The following is a 17,885-nucleotide window of genomic DNA, read 5'->3' as shown; positions in this document are numbered from 1 at the left end:
ATCAGTACCCTTAGAACTGTAGACCAGCTTCACGAGCTGCTTCAGCTAGTGCTGCTACTCGGCCGTGATATTGGAAACCGCTACGGTCGAAAGAAATTTTAGTAATTCCTTTCTCTACCGCGCGCTCTGCAACTAATTTACCAATTAGTTGCGCTGCTTCCGTGTTACCACCGTTGCTAACTTGTGCACGCACTTCTTTTTCTAATGTAGAAGCGCTTGCTACGACTTGTGCGTCTGCTGTAATTACCTGCGCGTAAGTATGGCGAGGTGTACGGTTGATCACAAGACGAGTGGCACCAAGATCTTGTAATTTCTTACGTGTGCGGGTAGCACGACGAAGACGAGATGCTTTCTTATCCATAGTCTTACCTTACTTTTTCTTCGCTTCTTTACGACGCACATTTTCATCAGCGTAACGAACACCTTTACCTTTATAAGGCTCTGGTGGACGGAATGCACGAATCTCTGCGGCTACTTGACCAACTTGCTGCTTATCAGAACCTTCAATAATGATTTCTGTCTGGCTTGGCGCCGTAGCAGAAATACCTTGAGGTAATGTGTAAACAACAGGATGAGAGAAACCTAATGTTAGGTTTACATCTTGGCCTTTAACTTGTGTACGGTAACCAACACCTTGAAGAAGAAGTGTCTTCTTAAAGCCTTCAGTTACACCTACAACCATGTTGTTAACGTTAGCACGAGCAGTACCTGCTTGTGCCCAAGCGTCTTTAACACCTTCAGCTGGCGCGAATGAAACCACACCGTCTTCAAGTTTAACAACAACAGCATCATTAAGAGTACGAACGAGTTCGCCCTTGTTGCCTTTAACAGCAACTTCTTGACCATTTACTTTAACTTCAACGCCAGAAGGTACAGTAATCGGTGCCTTAGCTATACGAGACATAGACTACTTCCTTATGATACGTAACAGATGATTTCACCGCCAATGCTTGCTTTACGCGCAGCACGGTCAGTCATAACACCATGTGAAGTTGAAATGATTGCGATACCTAAACCAGCCATAACCTTAGGAAGATCGTTTGCACCTTTGTAGATACGTAGACCTGGACGGCTGACTCGTTTAATAGTATCGATAACTTTTTTGCCTTCAAAGTACTTTAAAGTAACTTCTAATTCAGGCTTTGTGTCACCAGCAACAACGAAATCTGTAACATAACCTTCTGCTTTAAGCACAGCTGCAATTGCAACTTTTTGCTTAGAAGAAGGCATTTTAACAGAAACTTTGCTTGCTGCTTGACCGTTACGAATACGCGTTAGCATATCCGAAATAGGATCTTGCATGCTCATAAATTTCTACTCCGTGATTAATTGATTACCAGCTGGCTTTTTTCAGGCCAGGGATTTCTCCGCGCATCATATGTTCACGAACCTTAATACGGCTCATGCCAAATTTACGTAGGAAACCATGCGGACGACCAGTTACGTTACAACGGTTACGTTTACGAACTGGACTTGAATCACGAGGTAGCGTTTGAAGCTGTAACACTGCATCCCAACGAGCTTCGTCAGTTGCATTGATATCATTAATGATTGCTTTTAAAGCCGCACGTTTTTCAGCGAATTTAACAACAAGCTTCGCACGTTTTACTTCACGCGCTTTCATTGATTGTTTAGCCATTATTTACACCTTACTTACGGAATGGGAAGTTAAAGGCAGTAAGCAATGCACGCCCTTCTTCGTCAGTCTTCGCTGATGTCGTAATTGTGATATCTAAACCACGTACTTTATCAACTTTATCGTAATCGATTTCAGGGAAAATGATTTGCTCACGTACACCCATACTGTAGTTACCACGACCATCAAATGACTTAGCATTTAGGCCACGGAAATCACGTACACGTGGAATAGCGATTGTTACCAAACGCTCAAAAAATTCCCACATACGTAAACCACGTAGAGTTACTTTACAACCAATCGGGTAGCCTTCACGAATTTTGAAGCCAGCCACACTGCGGCGCGCTTTAGTGATCACAGGCTTTTGACCTGAGATTGCTGCCATATCTGACGCAGCGTGCTCAAGGACTTTTTTATCAGCCAGTGCTTCACCAACACCCATATTAAGGGTGATTTTCTCTATTCGAGGGACTTGCATGACAGACGTATAGCCGAATTGCTTTTGCAAATCAGACACCACGTTGTCTTTATAGAAATCATGCAGTTTCGCCATCGTAAACTCCAGTTACTTCACAAGTTCATTATTAGATTTGAAAAAACGCTCTTTTTTGCCGTCTTCAACTCTAAATCCAACACGATCCGCTTTACCCGTTTCCGAGTTAAGGATCGCAACATTTGATATTTGTATCGGTGCTTCCTGTTCGATAATACCACCAGTTACGCCCGCTTGCGGGTTTGGCTTTTGGTGTTTCTTAACAGTGTTCACACCTTCAATAATTACTTTCCCGTTCGCTAAAACTGTAGAAATTTTCCCAGTTTTACCTTTATCTTTACCGGTAATTACAATTACTTCATCGTCACGTTTAATTTTTGCTGCCATTTCGGTTCCTTACAGTACTTCCGGCGCCAGTGAAACAATCTTCATAAAATTGTCATTACGAAGTTCACGAGTTACAGGGCCAAAGATACGTGTTCCGATTGGCTGGTTTTGTGCATTCAGCATAACCGCAGCGTTGCGATCAAAACGAATTACAGAACCATCGGGACGACGTACACCTTTTCTGGTACGCACAACCACAGCTGTGTGAACATCACCTTTTTTAACTTTACCGCGAGGAATTGCTTCCTTCACAGAAACTTTGATGATGTCACCGATTGCTGCATAACGGCGATGCGAGCCACCAAGGACCTTAATACACATTACGCGTCGAGCGCCAGAATTATCGGCGACATCCAGCACACTTTGCATTTGGATCATTACAGTGCTCCGCTATATTACAATTGATTACTCTCTAGGAGTTGTTTACCCGTTTTTTCAGGGTGCGGCATAATACCACCAACTTTCCAAGAAAGATAGTCTAAAAAAACGGCATCCGAAATGGACGCCGTTTAACCTATGTAAATAAAGTTAATTAATTAAAATTAAGCTTTACGTACGATTTCAACCAATGTCCAAGACTTAGTCTTAGAAAGTGGACGGCATTCGCTGATTAGTACAACGTCACCTTCACTACATTGATTTGTTTCATCATGCGCATGTAACTTAGTCGTACGCTTCATGAATTTACCGTATAACGGATGCTTCACTTTGCGTTCGATAGCAACAACGATAGATTTATCCATCTTTGCACTGATTACTTTTGCTTGAAGAGTACGAGTTTTAGATTCGCTCATTACGCACCTACCTTCTGATTTAATACTGTCTTAACACGGGCGATGTCACGACGCACTTCTTTTACCAAATGCGGCTGTGCTAACTGACCTGTGTTTAACTGCATACGTAATTCAAATTGCTTACGTAATAAGTTAAGAAGTTCAGCATTAAGCTCTTCAACGCTTTTTTCTTTAAGTTCGTTAGCTTTCATTACATCACCTTACGAGTTACGAAGGTTGTTGCCAATGGCAGTTTAGCAGCTGCTAGAGCAAATGCTTCACGAGCCAATTCTTCTGGAACACCTTCCATTTCATAAAGAACTTTACCTGGTTGAGTTTGAGCAACCCAATATTCCACGTTACCTTTACCTTTACCTTGACGAACTTCTAACGGTTTGCCGGTAATCGGTTTATCAGGAAACACGCGGATCCAGATTTTACCTTGACGTTTAACATGACGAGTCATTGCACGACGTGCTGCTTCGATTTGACGAGCAGTAATTCGACCACGACCGACAGCTTTTAGTCCAAATTCGCCAAAGCTTACTTCCGTACCTTTCGAAAGACCACGGTTGCGGCCTTTGTGCATTTTACGGAACTTCATACGTTTTGGTTGCATCATTAGCGTATCTCCTACTTACCGCGGCTTTTGCGCTTTGGTTTAGATGGCTGTTCTTGTTGTAGTGGTAAACCACCTAGAACTTCACCTTTAAAGATCCAAACCTTAACACCGATAATACCGTAAACAGTAAGCGCTTCTGAAGTTGAGTAATCGATATCAGCACGAAGAGTATGTAGAGGTACACGACCTTCACGATACCATTCAGCACGTGCGATTTCTGCACCACCTAAACGACCACTTACTTGAACTTTAATGCCTTTAGCGCCAAGACGCATAGCATTTTGTACCGCACGCTTCATAGCACGACGGAACATTACACGACGCTCTAACTGAGAAGAGATAGAATCTGCTACTAGTTTTGCGTCAAGTTCAGGTTTACGAACTTCTGAAATGTTGATCTGCGCTGGAACACCTGCCATTTTAGCAATAGCTGTGCGTAGCTTCTCAACATCTTCGCCTTTTTTACCAATTACAACACCTGGACGTGCAGTGTGAATAGTCACACGAACACTTTTTGCTGGGCGCTCAATTGTTATCTTAGACAAAGAAGCATTTTTCAGTTTCTCTGTTAAGAATTTACGGATTTCAAAGTCACTATATAAGTTATCTGCGAAATCTTTCTTGCCTGCATACCAAGTAGAGCTAAATGCTTTAGTGATACCTAGGCGAATACCGTTAGGATGAACTTTCTGTCCCATTGTTTAACCCCTGTCTGATACCACAACTGTGATATGGCAAGAACGCTTCATTATGCGATCGGCACGGCCTTTCGCACGCGGCATGATGCGTTTCATTGTTGGACCTTCATCAACACAAATTTTGCTGATTACTAGTTCATCAATGTCTGCGCCTTCATTATGCTCAGCGTTTGCAATTGCAGAATCTACAACTTTTTTAATCAATACTGCCGCTTTTTTCGGGCTGTATGATAAAAGTTCTAGTGCTTTTTCTACTGATAGACCACGTACTTGATCTGCTACCAAACGCGCTTTCTGAGCTGAAGAACGAGCAAATAAATGTTTAGCTAAAGCTTCCATAAATACCTCTATTTCTTCGCTTTCTTATCCGCGACATGGCCACGGTAAGTACGAGTTGGTGCAAATTCACCCAGTTTTTGACCAACCATTTCATCGGTTACAAATACTGGCACGTGTTGACGCCCGTTATGGACAGCGATGGTCAAACCAATCATATCTGGAATGATCATTGAACGACGAGACCAAGTCTTAATTGGTTTTTTCTCACCGCTCTCCATCGCTTTCTCTACCTTCTTCAGCAAGTGTAGGTCAATGAATGGACCCTTCTTGAGAGAACGTGGCATGGCGATACCTCTGCTTATTTCTTATTACGACGACGAACAATGTACTGATCAGTACGTTTGTTCTTACGAGTCTTGTAGCCTTTAGTTGGCATACCCCAAGGAGAAACAGGATGACGACCACCACTTGTTTTACCTTCACCACCACCATGTGGGTGATCTACTGGGTTCATTACAACACCACGAACGGTAGGACGAACACCACGCCAACGCGTAGCACCAGCTTTACCTAATTGGCGTAGCATATGTTCTGCATTACCAACTTCACCGATTGTTGCACGACACTCAGCAGGGATCTTACGCATTTCACCACTACGTAAACGTAGAGTAACGTAAGCACCATCACGAGCTACAATTTGGCTGTATGCACCAGCTGAACGTGCGATTTGCGCACCTTTAGCAGGTTTCATTTCTACAGCATGTACTGTTGTACCCACTGGGATATTACGCATCGGTAAGCAGTTACCTACTTTGATTGATGCATCTTCACCAGATTGGATTTGATCACCAGCAACCAGGCCTTTAGGGGCTAGGATGTAGCGACGCTCACCATCAGCGTAAAGTACTAGCGCAATGTTTGCACTACGGTTTGGATCATATTCCAAACGCTCTACTTTTGCCTGGATACCGTCTTTATTACGTTTAAAATCGACAATACGGTAGTGTTGTTTGTGACCACCACCAATATGACGAACCGTAATACGACCACCATTATTACGACCACCAGATTTAGATTTAGACTCTAAAAGTGGTGCGTATGGCTTGCCTTTGTGCAGATCGTTATTTACCACTTTGACAACGTGGCGACGACCTGGAGACGTAGGCTTACATTTTACAATAGCCATCTATAATTCCTCTACTCAGCGCCAGCGAAATCGATGTCTGCACCTTCAGCCAGACTAACGTATGCTTTTTTCCAGTCGCTACGGCGACCCACACGTTGACCTGTACGCTTGGTTTTACCCTTCACGTTAAGTGTACGAACACCAGTAACTTCAACTTCAAACAGTTTTTGGACTGCCGCTTTGATTTCTGCTTTAGTCGCAGTACCTGCAACTTTGAATACCATAGTGTTATGGTTTTCAGCAGATAAAGTTCCCTTTTCAGAGATATGCGGGGCTAGGATAACTTGCAGTAAACGCGCTTCACTGATCATGCTAGGCTCTCCTCAATCTTTTTCACTGCGTCTGCAGTTACTAAAACTTTATCAAATGCGATTAGGCTCACTGGATCAATACCTTGAACATCACGAACGTCTACTTTGTAGAGGTTACGCGCTGCTAAGAATAGATTTTCATCTAATTCTTCAGTAATGATAAGAACATCTTTAAGATCCAGTTCTTTCAACTTCGCTTTCAGCTCTTGTGTTTTAGGAGCTTCAACAGTGAAGTTTTCTACAACGATTAGACGATCCTGACGAACTAATTCAGACAGAATGCTTCTCACTGCGCCACGGTACATTTTTTTGTTTACTTTCTGGCTATGGTCCTGTGGACGCGCCGCGAATGTAACACCACCGCCAACCCAGATAGGGCTACGGATTGTACCTGAACGAGCTCGGCCAGTACCTTTTTGACGCCATGGCTTTTTACCACCACCACGAACATCACTTCGGTTTTTCTGAGCACGAGTACCTTGACGAGCACCAGCTGCATACGCAACGACTACCTGATGAACTAGGGCTTCGTTGAATTCACGTCCAAAGGTAGCGTCAGAAACTTCAAGTGCACTTTGTGCATCTTTCAATACCAATTCCATTACTAAATCCTTGGTTATGCTTTAACAGCAGGTTTAATGAACACATCGCCGTTTTTCGCACCTGGTACTGCACCTTTAATGAGCAGTAAGTTGCGTTCAACGTCTACGCGAACAACTTCAAGATTCTGAGTCGTAACACGCTCATCACCCATGTGGCCAGACATTTTTTTGCCTTTGAAAACACGACCCGGAGTTTGACACATACCAATCGAACCATTAGAACGATGTGATAATGAGTTACCGTGAGTTGCGTCTTGCATAGAAAAGTTCCAGCGTTTAATACCGCCTTGGAAACCTTTACCTTTAGACTGACCTGTAACATCTACTTTCGTATTTTCGTTGAAAAGCTCAACACTTAGCTCAGCGCCAACTTTGATATCTGCACCTTCGTTGTCAGCAAGAGTAAACTCCCACAGACCACGGCCAGCTTCAACACCTGCTTTCGCAAAGTGACCAGCTTCTGGCTTAGTTACACGGCTAGCTTTCTTAGTGCCAGCTGTTACTTGAATAGCTTGGTAGCCATCAGTATCAAGTGTTTTCACTTGAGTAACGCGATTCGGTGTACATTCAAGAACTGTAACTGGGATAGAAACACCATCTTCAGTGAAGACGCGAGTCATGCCAACTTTACGACCTACTAGACCGATTGTCATTGTTATAACTCCTTTCTAACCCAAGCTGATTTGAACATCAACGCCAGCAGCTAAATCTAGCTTCATCAGTGCGTCAACAGTCTTTTCAGTTGGTTCTACGATATCAATCAAGCGCTTGTGAGTGCGAATCTCATATTGGTCACGAGCATCTTTATTTACATGCGGTGATACCAATATTGTGAAACGCTCTTTACGAGTTGGTAGTGGGATAGGACCACGTACCTGAGCACCTGTGCGCTTTGCAGTTTCAACGATCTCCGCCGTTGATTGATCGATCAATTTATGATCAAAAGCTTTAAGGCGGATACGGATTCTTTGGTTCTGCATGGACCAAAACTCCAATAGTTAAAAATACAACATACAAATAAACACCTGACAACCTATACAAGATAGATCTCAAGTGCTTATTCAAACTAGTCGCTCCCCAATCGGGAGTCATTTTGATAACCTAATAAATTGGTTATGGGCTTTTTGCCCGCTTACCATATCGGTAAGAGATGCGCATAATACAGTAATTGTGCGCTAATACAAGTTTTTATGATCAATTTGTTTGAAAAACAATCACAAGGATCTTGCCGAGATCACTGCTTACCCTATTAAATTCAGCTGATATCTATATTGCTTTAAGTTAATCTACATTTGACGATGATATACTCAGCTTATAAACGTAAGTAAAACTAGGATCGCCTGTGTCAGCACTTCTTTCATTTGTTCGTCATATTCAACAGCAAGCGGTAACCGACAACCATCGTCAACTATTACGCTTACAGGGTGATTTAACCTGGTGCTACCAGCAAGCGCAATTCTTAATTAAGCATTTGCAGTATGCTTATTTTTGGTGCGGCCCTGCCCCGACCTCTATTACCTCTACTCCTTACAAGCAAATACTGGGACAAGAGATATCGTTGCTGATAATCAATGCTTATGACAACTTTGATGCAAATGCTTTCGCAGCCAGTGAAGGTACATTAAGAGGTGGTGGTTTATTGCTGCTGATCACTCCTACAGAAATTCCAGGCAACAATCTGTTTTATCAATATCTAAATTCACAACTATTAGAGTATGATTTTAAAACGATCCAGCAGGATCAGCCTATTGCACAACTCTCTACTAAACCGCTCAATAGCGAAGCTAAAACACCGCTAAATCTAACTCAACAACAAGTTGCAGTTAACGCCATTATAAAAACGCTAACCGGGCATAGGCGCCGACCGCTTGTATTAACCGCCAATAGAGGCCGGGGTAAATCAGCCGCACTTGGCATTGCAGCTGCACAGCTGTTAAATTCAGGTGTGAAAACTATTTTAGTCTGTGCACCGAATAAACAAGCGACATACACTCTGTTTAAACACGCCAGTTTATTATTAACTGATAACCAAGAGCATCAATTTTCAATTATCAAGGGCAAGCAAAGCATTCACTTTATCGCGCCTGACGTCCTGCTTGCTGACAAACCAAAATGTGATCTGCTTATTATTGATGAAGCTGCCGCATTGCCTGTGCCGACATTAGAAACAGTTGCTAAACATTATTCACGATTAGTCTTTGCCACCACCCAGCATGGTTATGAAGGATCCGGACGAGGTTTTGCACTGCGCTTCCAAAAACGCTTACATAAGATCAGCCCACAATGGCGACAATTGCATCTTGATCAACCTATCCGTTGGGCTGTTAATGATCCCGTTGAATCTTTTACATTAAATAGCCTTTGTTTAACAGAATCTCCATTTGAAAATCCAAGCTATGATTCAAATGCTGCAGTGCAATTTGAAAAATTAACGGCAGCGCAATTAATCGTCGATAAATCATTATTACAAGAAACATTTTCTTTATTAGTACTTGCGCACTATCAGACCAAACCCTCGGATCTGGAAAAATTACTCAATGACAACTCGTTGCATATTTTTGTGCTCAAGCAAAACAAACAACTGCTTGGTGTCGCACTAATTAATGAGGAAGGCGGTTTTGATGAGCAGATGTGTGAGCAAATATGGCAAGGCACACGCCGCGTACAAGGAAACTTAGTTGCACAATCTCTTACCTTTCATAGCGCTTGCAAACAAGCCGCCTCTTTCCGTTATGCGCGAATACAGAGAATAGCCATTCACCCAACGTTACAAAATTTAGGCCTGGGCAAACGATTTGTTGCTCACTTAGCTAACTGGGCAGAAAACGAACAATTTGATCACCTCTGCGCCAGCTTTGGTGCTACAACCGAGCTGTTATCTTTCTGGCAGCAATTAACATTTGCAACCCTGCGTATTGGTTTAACTAAAGACAGTAGCAGCGGTACACACTCGCTGATTGTAAATCGCGCCTTATCAAGCCGAGGAAAAACGCTACACAACAAAATTCATCAACAGTTTAAAGATCAATTAGCCATACAATTAAGCAGGCATCTACAACAGATTGACGCCGCGCTAGTTTTCAACCTATTAAAAGAGTTTGATAAAACGACAGTAAGTGACATACGACTAGACAGCTACAGCAACGGCAATCTTCCTTATGAGTTTGTTGAGCCTATTTTAATTAAGCTACTGTTAACCGCCAATTTAAAAAACTTAAGCAAAACGCAGCAATACATTACAATACAAAAAATATTACAAAACAATAGCTGGGCAGAGGTTTGTAAAAAACACCATCTCACTGGCAAAAAACAAGCTCAAAGCACCCTCAAGAGCGCCATCAAACAATTATTAACACAAGAAGAAAATCATGCGCCTAGATAAATATATTTGCCAAGCAACGCCTTTAACAAGAAGCCAGGCTAAGAAAGTCATTAGCCAGGGACGGATCACCAACAACGATAGCTGCATTCGCAGCAGTGCCTATAAAGTATCTGAAAATGAAGTGATCAGTTTGGATGGCAAACAAATTGCCCTACGCGGTCTACGTTATATTATGCTTAATAAACCACAGGATTTTATCTGCTCCACCGTCGATGAACAGTTACCAACTGTGTTTAATTTAATTGATGTTGAAAAACGTGAACAGTTATTTATTGCCGGCCGACTTGATGCTGATACCACGGGCCTAATTTTAATTACCGATGACGGCCAGTGGTCACATCAAATCACCAGTCCACGCAAAAAATGCTCGAAATGCTATCGTGTCGGACTTGCTGAGCCGATCGAAGATAATGCTAGCGAACAGTTTAAAGCGGGCATTCAACTAAAAAATGAAAGTCAGCCTTGCCTGCCTGCAAAATTAGAAATAATTTCCGAAAAAGAGGTTTTACTGACCATCAGCGAAGGGAAATACCACCAAGTTAAACGCATGTTTGCTGCTATTGGTAACCACGTGACAGCCTTACACCGTGAGCAGATAGGCAAAATAGAGCTGGATTCAAAGCTTGAGTTAGGTGAATGGCGTTATTTGAGCGAACAAGAGGTTAACAGCATTGCCTAAATCCAAAACCTTTAATGAACAATGCTATCAGCTGTTAAAACAGATCCCCGAAGGTAAGGTTGTTACTTACGGGGATATTGCGCACGCTTTAAAGAGTAAAGCTTATCAAGCCGTGGGAAATGCGATGGCGGCTAATCCCAACCCGATTATTGTGCCCTGCCATCGAGTGGTAAAAAGTAACGGTGAAACTGGCCAATATGCTTTGGGAACAGACAAAAAGATAGAATTATTACGCAGCGAAGGCATAAAAATAAGTCAGGGTAAGCTGGTTGATTTTAACTCAGTACGCTTTCGATTTATTTTATAAGTAACCAGCAACTTTACCCAAGCTACCTCAAGATGCAAGAGCTCCGCTTCGTTATAAACGATTATTTATCTTGCTGGATACAAACTCTTGATGATGGCCTAGGGCATCGTCATAATTGATACGCCATAAAATAGAACCAGGTGACTCCGCATCAAGTGGTTGCGCATAAAAATGATTGCTAATATGGCGCACCCCACCATCCTTGAGCGTAAAAAACTGCAAAATGGGGTTGTCGAGTTGCACTTTACTTGAATTAACTAAACGCAAATTAACATTATGTATCTTTTCACCTGTTGCATTAAACACCTGGGTAATTAAATGACCTGATACCTGCTGCTGATTCTGTTCATTAACCGATATAGCGGTAATTATCTTAAGGTGATTTGCCCAACAACTGCTGCTAATAAACAGCGTTAATAAAAGGGAAGTAATTGTTAATTTCATATGGACCTCCTAGTCACATCTAATGAACTGAAATCAACTGAAGTATCCCGCAAGAAACAACAGGATTTAGATCACAATATAGACGTTAAGGAGAAAACTGAGTTTGTTTTTTAGTAATTATTAGCTATATAGAAGAGGTTGTTTATTACGATAAATAATAACAAATCATAACCATAAAAAAACCATGGTTATTCAGGGGGTTAACAAAGAAAATAAAACTGAAAGAGATCAGGGAAAGAAAGGTGAAATAGCAAATAAAAGACATTTAGCCTATTGTCAGTGCCAATAATGATAAATGCCTTTTAAGTAACAGATGCTACCTGTTAATAGTTATAACGGATCATTGCGCGTAAATCCTGCGCACTTTCAGCGATCATGCCACCGTAACCAGCCGCTTTAGCTTCTCCCATGGTCATTGGTGCACTGCTGTTACCAAAGAAACCATTGCTTCCGGAGTAATCATAATTAATGTAGGTATAACGCAGTTGTACATATAAGGTTTCACCAATAATTGGTAAGTTATAATAAGCTTCAAATGCATCACCACGCGTCGCGATTTTTGACCCAATTAAAGTATCTTCACCATAGGTGAATGAACGCCAATATTTAGAACCATGGTTATATTCAAGACCAAAACGATCCCCTTCCATAAATGCAGGGAATGTAGCACCAACCCAGTAGGAGTAACCTGTTTCGTTATCTTGCGATCCCAACATGCCATAGTTTCCGCCAGCAGTCATGCCGCCATCTGGTCTAGTTTGTGATGCAGAAACTGAAGCAAACAATACAGTATCGTCTAAGAAATCATTGATAAACTCACCAACACCATTAACCTGCATTGATAATGTGAAGTTTTGTAGATCGCCTAACTGTTCAAAACCTGTTGCTGCAGGTGCCATTGGATCGGTGTAATCGTAGCCCATATCAATGAGATTATTAGCATAATAGTACTGTGCTTTAATGTCATATTGACCATTATTATATGGCGTAACAATCAAACCTATCATATCGATATTATCCATTGCACCTGTATCTACATAGTCACTTCCCGTTGAAGAAAATCTGGGTGTAGCCGTTGCGCTTAAACCTCGGCCGGCACAGAGTTTCGCATCCATACCACTAACACCCGTTAGTTTATCTAACTTAACGGCAAGGCTTAAACCGTCAAATTCAACATTGATAGAGTGCCCTAGGGGTGATTTTGCAGCATCGTAACCTTCCCGATTATTGGCTATAAAACCGTTGGTGGAAGGACGACGGCCAAGACTCCCCGACCAGTTTAAATCACTGCCCAGGAAATTATCACCAAGATATAACATGTACACTTCTTTCACGTTAAGGCTGTTATCGCCTAAATTTTCATTCGTTACCCAATCAAAATTACTCATCCCCGGGTTGTTTGGGTTGGATAATGTTTCACCAAAGGCCTTGTTATAGGAAAGCAGGCCTTTAAAAACAAGATTATCGAAAGGTTGATAGCCCATACCTATCTCTAAACGATTTGCTAATAAACCGCTATTTTCAACCGTTGTTCCATCAGCCATCTTATATTCAAGGCTGTCCATGGTGACACGGTAATCTGCACTAAACTTGAGATTACTTCCGCCAACCTTTTTCTGTAATTCACGAACTTGATCTTTTAAGTCAGCGATATCTTGCGCTTGATCGGCAAAAACTGGCGCTGAAAAAGCGAGTAATAAGGAGGCAGCTATTACTGATAATTTATTATTCATAGTGTTTCATCCTTGTCTTATTAAAAATATGTTGAAGCTAGTTAGTTGCTTTACCGTAATCCATTTCCAATGACTTAATCTAAATAACCTTTTGCTTTAATTACAACTCGCGAGCTCACCACTGTCCGCTGCATACTTCATAGCAAAATCTTTTACATGCGGAGCTATTTTCTGGAATGTATCACCATTTAAAAACTCAGCAGATTCAGGGAATTTTTTTGTGTATTCTTTAATAAAACGTTTTGAATCTTTCTTGAACAGACGCTTCCATTCAACTTTAAGGTGCTGGCTGGCAAACTCCTGTCCGTTGATTTCAAAATGTGGACGCAAGTATTTCAAGTAATACTTTTGCCCTTTGGCGGCGTCAGCAAAAACATTAAAGGTCAGCATTAAACCCAGTGTTAACATAATTAGTTTTTTCATATTGATTTCCTTAACGTGTTTAAAATTTATTATTCTTCAATTTTTTCTTTGCCCGTAATCATCGCTTTAATATGGCTTGATAACTTTTCGCCAAAGGTGATCATATACAGATGAATCACCACAAAACTGAGCAGTGCATAAGCATTAAAAGTGTGCAAGATAGCAATCAGATCAACATGGCCTATCACCCCTGCCGCACGCAGATCAGGGAAAAAGTAAAAAGCAAAACCGCTAATCACCTGCAATGGCAGCAGACCAAATAAGATAGCGATATAGCCTAAACGCTGCAGAGGGTTGAACTTGTCGTCAGGCGTCATATGGTGAGGATGTTTTTCACCTTTAAACACACCGTAAAGATAAAAACGCAGTGTACCTTCGACACCTTTTAGCGTTGGGAAATATTGCTGCCACTCCCCTGTGGTTAAGATCCAGGTATAAATCAGTACCACTAAGCCTGTCCAGACAAAGCCAATCAGATTATGCGTTTCGACCGCAGAGCCAAAACCAAACAACTCAAACAATCCATGCATCTCCAAACCGGTAAGCAATAACAACAAAATCATTAGCGCTTGTGCCCAGTGCCAGAACCGTTCAAAACGTTTAAATAGCACCACGATTTTACTGTTTGATTTATTACTCATGATCTCCTCCTTGAACCTGCTTCGCTTGCAATTTTTTTCTTCTAAGCGCTGTTATATAGCGTAAAGCCCCATGTCCCATTATCCCCAGCAAACCGCCAACGACTGCTAGCAAGCCAAACAGTTCCACCCAGAAATTAGAATCACGACCGATTAAGTAGAAATCATTTAAGCCGGTTAAGCGGCTGTCACGAGAGTGACAAGCATTACAGTCAACGGCATCTTCAGCGGGGGCAACCATATGTTTGATTGGCCAGAAACCATTGGTTTCAATAAAGTCAAACTGCCCGCTAAATTCTACTTCGTTTAATTTAGCACCAGCGGCTAATGCTTTAGCCCAGTCATACTCCGTCCATAACGCCCCCGTACCTTTTTTGCCGTACAGCTTAATCGGTAAAATACGATTAAACTCTGTGTCATAAGGCTGTTTACCGCGATGCACTTTGAAGGGCCAAATTCGCGCATCAGGATCGTTGTAATCGCCAGTAGGCGGATTGATATCAATCGGCGCACTATCAGGATTAATCACTGTTTGCAGGGTTTTCTGTTTTAACTCACCTTTATACCAACGGTACTCAGGCGTCACATTACGCCCCCAAGTGAATGTCCCTTTTTTACTCATATAACTGTGTGCTTCCACACCATCAAAGAGTTTCTCTTCCGAATAAGGTTTACCATTTTTCAACTTAGTCGCAGTCGACCAGTCCCATGTTAATTTGGTAAGGTAAGGCCCGCGCGCCATTTCTGGAATATGACAAGAGGTACAAGCGACTTTAGAGGTGTGATTATCAATTTCACGGATTTCATGCGGTTTTTCACCATGACATGATTCACATGAGACATTTTTACCGTCACGTTCAATACGCCCCATATCTTTTTTATGATCAATAAAGGCTTTTTTACCGTTGTAACGTCCGGCAATTTCATGTCCACTGGTTTTATGACAGGTTTGACAACTGAAGTTCAGTTTTTCCGGACTCATATGAACATCAAGTGAATGCACAGGATCCACCAGTGACATATCAGTATCACCATGTTTAACACCATTACCACCGCCACCATTTGCATGACATGCTAAACAGTTTTCACGTTTTGGTGCACCAACACTTTGCGCAACAGCACGAAGATCAACTGCAGGCTGCAGAAAATCACCGAGCTTAGTATCTTCATAATAGGGATGGCCCGACATAGCAGCCGATTTTTTATAAGTTCCTGTGCCATCATGACAAACTAGGCAATCAACATTCTCTTCCGCTTCCTGGTCAAAATCATCATTACGCCAGCCATAACCTGTGTGACATTGCGTACAACTCTCATTTCCACGCGCAGCAACACAATAGTTATTAAAACCATTTTTGCCTTTACCAACCATTTTTCCATCAACTTTGGCAGCCCACTTCCAATGAAAAGTTTTATGCACCTGTTTGGCAGCCTCGGTATGACATTCAAGGCAGGCTTCAGTGACATCGGGTGCATAATCAAACTCTTGATCAAGCTGCTCAAATTTAGAATGATCTGCAGTCATATTGGCGCGACTAAGATCTTGCTGTTGTGTTTTTTCTGAACCAGTTGCTAGAACAGCATTAATCCAGCTCAGTAATAATATTGTTATTGTTATTGTTATTGTTTTGCCTTTCATCGCAAACCCCACTTCCCTATTTGCCTGCATCTATATGATATAAATCATCTATACCTCTAAAGGTATAGCATCACTGTGACGCAATTAAATAAGGCAATGCTGTATTAGATCAATCTTTATTCAAAAACCCTATATTAGAAAAGGCTTAATATAAAAATCAAGAATTAGATCACACTAATTCAGTGTAACCTGCATTAGCTGAATCTAATTGCAAAGAGAAAGAGATTTCCTGCTACAGCAGCAAAGAGTGATCAGTAGGAATATTTAATCAAAAAAAGAATTTAACAATAGAAACAAAAAAGCCCTGCAAAAACAGGGCCTAGAAGAAAAGAGAAAAGAGCAGTAAAGGTTACTCTATATTCTGCACCTGCTCGCGCATCTGCTCGATTAGCACTTTGCATTCCACGGCAGCGGCTGTGATATCACTGTTAATCACTTTTGAGCCTAAGGTGTTTGCTTCACGGTTAAATTCTTGCATCATAAAGTCTAAACGACGCCCTACAGGGCCGCCTTTTGTTAATACATTACGGCTTTCTGAAATATGTGAATCTAAACGATCCAGCTCTTCTGCTACATCTGTTTTTTGTGCCAGTAAAACCAACTCTTGTTCAACACGAGTACTGTCTAAATCCACATTAGCATCTTCGAACTTTTTAAGAATACGACTTTTTTGCCATGCTTGTACGTCAGGCATAAATGCGCGTACTTTTTCTGCTTGCTGTGCAATTGCTGCTAAGCGTTGCTCAATCATTACCGCTAGGTTACTGCCTTCAGCTGCGCGTGATTCAACAAATTCATTAAGTGTCTCTTCAAAACCGGCCATCAGTTCAACCGTTATCGCATCAAGATCTTGCTCTGGTGCCTGCATTACGCCAGGCCATTTCAGAATGTCGATTGGGTTTAATGTACCGCTACCTGCTTTATCAAGTACCCACTGGGCATTTTGAACCAGTTGCGCCGCTAATTCTTGATTCATACTTAGCGCATCATCATTACTGCTACTTGCTTCAAAACGCAGATTACATTCGATTTTTCCACGCTGTAAACGCTTGCGGAAAATATCTTTTAATTTAACTTCAAGACCTCGAAACTGTTCAGGAAGGCGAAAATAGGTCTCTAAATAACGTTGGTTTACCGAGCGGATTTCCCATACTGCAGTTCCCCAATCACCTTTTAATTGCTTACGTGCAAATGCCGTCATGCTGTAGATCATAATCACCTCTCATTAATTTGCTTCTGCTTAATTTTCAGCCTCAGTATAACTGAGTAAGACGTAAACATGCTACGATAACAGCTTGTTACGGAGTATATTTAATGAAAGAAAAAATACCTTGCCATATTATTGGCGGATTTTTAGGGGCTGGAAAAAGCACATTTATTCAACAGTTGTTAACTTATAAGCCCGCTAATGAAAAATGGGCGGTATTGGTTAATGAATCGGGCAACTATCATTATCCTAAAGAACACTGCTTGGCGAACAATATTTTCATTAAAGAGGTTTATGGTGGATGTTTATGTTGCAGTGCCGGCATGCCCTTTCGTGTTGCTTTAAATAAGTTAATTAAAGAGGTAGATCCACAGCGAATTTTTATTGAACCTGCTGGCGCGGGGCATTTATCTAATATTCAAAACTTGTTACAAGGTCAGTTTTAT

The 17,885-nt window shown here is 41.6% G+C and carries 28 protein-coding genes; 4 read left to right on the top strand and 24 right to left on the bottom strand.

The window, feature by feature from the left end:
- Positions 1-10 precede the first annotated feature (10 nt).
- The 18 genes from rplR to rpsJ form a co-directional block, all read right to left on the bottom strand.
- Entirely contained in the window at positions 11-361 is a 351-nt protein-coding gene (gene rplR, locus AC4GME_RS00570) for a 50S ribosomal protein L18 (protein ID WP_490375618.1), read from the bottom strand.
- 9 nt (positions 362-370) lie between these two features.
- Positions 371-904, bottom strand: coding sequence for a 50S ribosomal protein L6 (gene rplF, locus AC4GME_RS00565; RefSeq protein WP_490375619.1), 534 nt, complete (start codon positions 902-904; stop codon positions 371-373).
- Positions 905-915: 11 nt separating this feature from the next.
- Positions 916-1,308, bottom strand: coding sequence for a 30S ribosomal protein S8 (rpsH, locus tag AC4GME_RS00560; protein ID WP_490375620.1), 393 nt, complete (start codon positions 1,306-1,308; stop codon positions 916-918).
- 25 nt (positions 1,309-1,333) lie between these two features.
- On the bottom strand, positions 1,334-1,639 hold the full coding sequence (gene rpsN, locus AC4GME_RS00555; protein ID WP_490375621.1) for a 30S ribosomal protein S14: 306 nt from the start codon (positions 1,637-1,639) through the stop codon (positions 1,334-1,336).
- 10 nt (positions 1,640-1,649) lie between these two features.
- A complete protein-coding gene (gene rplE, locus AC4GME_RS00550) occupies positions 1,650-2,189 on the bottom strand; it encodes a 50S ribosomal protein L5 (protein WP_490375622.1) in 540 nt (179 codons plus the stop codon).
- Between the two features lie 12 nt (positions 2,190-2,201).
- Positions 2,202-2,516, bottom strand: coding sequence for a 50S ribosomal protein L24 (rplX, locus tag AC4GME_RS00545; RefSeq protein ID WP_490375623.1), 315 nt, complete (start codon positions 2,514-2,516; stop codon positions 2,202-2,204).
- A 9-nt stretch (positions 2,517-2,525) separates the two neighbouring features.
- The gene (gene rplN, locus AC4GME_RS00540; RefSeq protein ID WP_019613685.1) at positions 2,526-2,894 is read right to left on the bottom strand and encodes a 50S ribosomal protein L14; all 369 of its coding nucleotides are present in this window, start codon (positions 2,892-2,894) and stop codon (positions 2,526-2,528) included.
- A 164-nt stretch (positions 2,895-3,058) separates the two neighbouring features.
- Positions 3,059-3,310, bottom strand: a complete 252-nt coding sequence (rpsQ, locus tag AC4GME_RS00535) for a 30S ribosomal protein S17 (protein WP_490375624.1) — start codon at positions 3,308-3,310, stop codon at positions 3,059-3,061.
- A complete protein-coding gene (rpmC, locus tag AC4GME_RS00530) occupies positions 3,310-3,501 on the bottom strand; it encodes a 50S ribosomal protein L29 (RefSeq protein WP_490375625.1) in 192 nt (63 codons plus the stop codon). Before rpmC ends, rpsQ begins: the two co-directional genes overlap by 1 nt.
- On the bottom strand, positions 3,501-3,911 hold the full coding sequence (gene rplP, locus AC4GME_RS00525) for a 50S ribosomal protein L16 (protein ID WP_490375626.1): 411 nt from the start codon (positions 3,909-3,911) through the stop codon (positions 3,501-3,503). The genes rpmC and rplP overlap by 1 nt, the downstream gene beginning before the upstream one ends.
- A gap of 11 nt (positions 3,912-3,922) precedes the next feature.
- A complete protein-coding gene (rpsC, locus tag AC4GME_RS00520; protein WP_490375627.1) occupies positions 3,923-4,609 on the bottom strand; it encodes a 30S ribosomal protein S3 in 687 nt (228 codons plus the stop codon).
- A gap of 3 nt (positions 4,610-4,612) precedes the next feature.
- Positions 4,613-4,948: a 50S ribosomal protein L22 gene (gene rplV / locus AC4GME_RS00515; RefSeq protein ID WP_490375628.1), complete on the bottom strand. Its 336-nt coding sequence runs from the start codon at positions 4,946-4,948 to the stop codon at positions 4,613-4,615.
- An 8-nt stretch (positions 4,949-4,956) separates the two neighbouring features.
- Positions 4,957-5,232 (bottom strand): 30S ribosomal protein S19, encoded by a 276-nt coding sequence (gene rpsS / locus AC4GME_RS00510; RefSeq protein ID WP_101080515.1) that lies wholly within the window; start codon positions 5,230-5,232, stop codon positions 4,957-4,959.
- Between the two features lie 14 nt (positions 5,233-5,246).
- On the bottom strand, positions 5,247-6,074 hold the full coding sequence (rplB, locus tag AC4GME_RS00505) for a 50S ribosomal protein L2 (RefSeq protein ID WP_490375629.1): 828 nt from the start codon (positions 6,072-6,074) through the stop codon (positions 5,247-5,249).
- Between the two features lie 11 nt (positions 6,075-6,085).
- Positions 6,086-6,385, bottom strand: a complete 300-nt coding sequence (gene rplW, locus AC4GME_RS00500; protein WP_490375630.1) for a 50S ribosomal protein L23 — start codon at positions 6,383-6,385, stop codon at positions 6,086-6,088.
- On the bottom strand, positions 6,382-6,987 hold the full coding sequence (gene rplD / locus AC4GME_RS00495) for a 50S ribosomal protein L4 (protein WP_490375631.1): 606 nt from the start codon (positions 6,985-6,987) through the stop codon (positions 6,382-6,384). The genes rplW and rplD overlap by 4 nt, the downstream gene beginning before the upstream one ends.
- Positions 6,988-7,001: 14 nt before the next feature.
- Positions 7,002-7,640: a 50S ribosomal protein L3 gene (rplC, locus tag AC4GME_RS00490; RefSeq protein WP_490375632.1), complete on the bottom strand. Its 639-nt coding sequence runs from the start codon at positions 7,638-7,640 to the stop codon at positions 7,002-7,004.
- 15 nt (positions 7,641-7,655) lie between these two features.
- The gene (gene rpsJ, locus AC4GME_RS00485) at positions 7,656-7,967 is read right to left on the bottom strand and encodes a 30S ribosomal protein S10 (RefSeq protein WP_011771756.1); all 312 of its coding nucleotides are present in this window, start codon (positions 7,965-7,967) and stop codon (positions 7,656-7,658) included.
- Positions 7,968-8,329: 362 nt separating this feature from the next.
- Here rpsJ and AC4GME_RS00480 point away from each other — a divergent pair, with 362 nt between their 5' ends.
- The 3 genes from AC4GME_RS00480 to AC4GME_RS00470 are packed head-to-tail and all read left to right on the top strand — an operon-like array spanning position 8,330 to position 11,355.
- Positions 8,330-10,369 carry a tRNA(Met) cytidine acetyltransferase TmcA gene (locus AC4GME_RS00480; protein WP_490378885.1) on the top strand — a complete coding sequence of 680 codons (2,040 nt, stop codon included), beginning with the start codon at positions 8,330-8,332 and terminating at the stop codon, positions 10,367-10,369.
- Positions 10,356-11,048 carry a 16S rRNA pseudouridine(516) synthase RsuA gene (gene rsuA, locus AC4GME_RS00475; protein WP_490375634.1) on the top strand — a complete coding sequence of 231 codons (693 nt, stop codon included), beginning with the start codon at positions 10,356-10,358 and terminating at the stop codon, positions 11,046-11,048. The genes AC4GME_RS00480 and rsuA overlap by 14 nt, the downstream gene beginning before the upstream one ends.
- Entirely contained in the window at positions 11,041-11,355 is a 315-nt protein-coding gene (locus tag AC4GME_RS00470) for an MGMT family protein (RefSeq protein ID WP_490375635.1), read from the top strand. The genes rsuA and AC4GME_RS00470 overlap by 8 nt, the downstream gene beginning before the upstream one ends.
- 51 nt (positions 11,356-11,406) lie before the next feature.
- Here AC4GME_RS00470 and AC4GME_RS00465 read toward each other — a convergent pair whose 3' ends face one another.
- The 6 genes from AC4GME_RS00465 to AC4GME_RS00440 all read right to left on the bottom strand — a co-directional run bounded on the left by AC4GME_RS00465 (position 11,407) and on the right by AC4GME_RS00440 (position 17,445).
- A complete protein-coding gene (locus AC4GME_RS00465) occupies positions 11,407-11,799 on the bottom strand; it encodes a hypothetical protein (RefSeq protein WP_490375636.1) in 393 nt (130 codons plus the stop codon).
- 323 nt (positions 11,800-12,122) lie between these two features.
- Positions 12,123-13,532: a DUF3373 family protein gene (locus AC4GME_RS00460; protein WP_490375637.1), complete on the bottom strand. Its 1,410-nt coding sequence runs from the start codon at positions 13,530-13,532 to the stop codon at positions 12,123-12,125.
- Between the two features lie 96 nt (positions 13,533-13,628).
- The gene (locus tag AC4GME_RS00455) at positions 13,629-13,955 is read right to left on the bottom strand and encodes a hypothetical protein (RefSeq protein WP_490375638.1); all 327 of its coding nucleotides are present in this window, start codon (positions 13,953-13,955) and stop codon (positions 13,629-13,631) included.
- A gap of 29 nt (positions 13,956-13,984) precedes the next feature.
- Entirely contained in the window at positions 13,985-14,596 is a 612-nt protein-coding gene (locus tag AC4GME_RS00450) for a cytochrome b/b6 domain-containing protein (RefSeq protein WP_490375639.1), read from the bottom strand.
- On the bottom strand, positions 14,589-16,232 hold the full coding sequence (locus tag AC4GME_RS00445) for a tetrathionate reductase family octaheme c-type cytochrome (protein WP_490375640.1): 1,644 nt from the start codon (positions 16,230-16,232) through the stop codon (positions 14,589-14,591). Before AC4GME_RS00445 ends, AC4GME_RS00450 begins: the two co-directional genes overlap by 8 nt.
- 349 nt (positions 16,233-16,581) lie before the next feature.
- Positions 16,582-17,445 carry a YicC/YloC family endoribonuclease gene (locus AC4GME_RS00440; protein WP_490375641.1) on the bottom strand — a complete coding sequence of 288 codons (864 nt, stop codon included), beginning with the start codon at positions 17,443-17,445 and terminating at the stop codon, positions 16,582-16,584.
- A gap of 101 nt (positions 17,446-17,546) precedes the next feature.
- On the opposite strand from AC4GME_RS00440, the gene AC4GME_RS00435 reads away from it, so the two are divergent.
- Positions 17,547-17,885, top strand: a 339-nt coding sequence (locus AC4GME_RS00435) for a GTP-binding protein (RefSeq protein ID WP_490378884.1), incomplete at its 3' end; no start/stop codon positions are given.

The sequence above is a fragment of the Psychromonas sp. genome (genome assembly GCF_983033635.1).
Note: the sequence above shows the minus strand (reverse complement) of the source record. Positions and strands in the feature narration are given on the sequence as shown.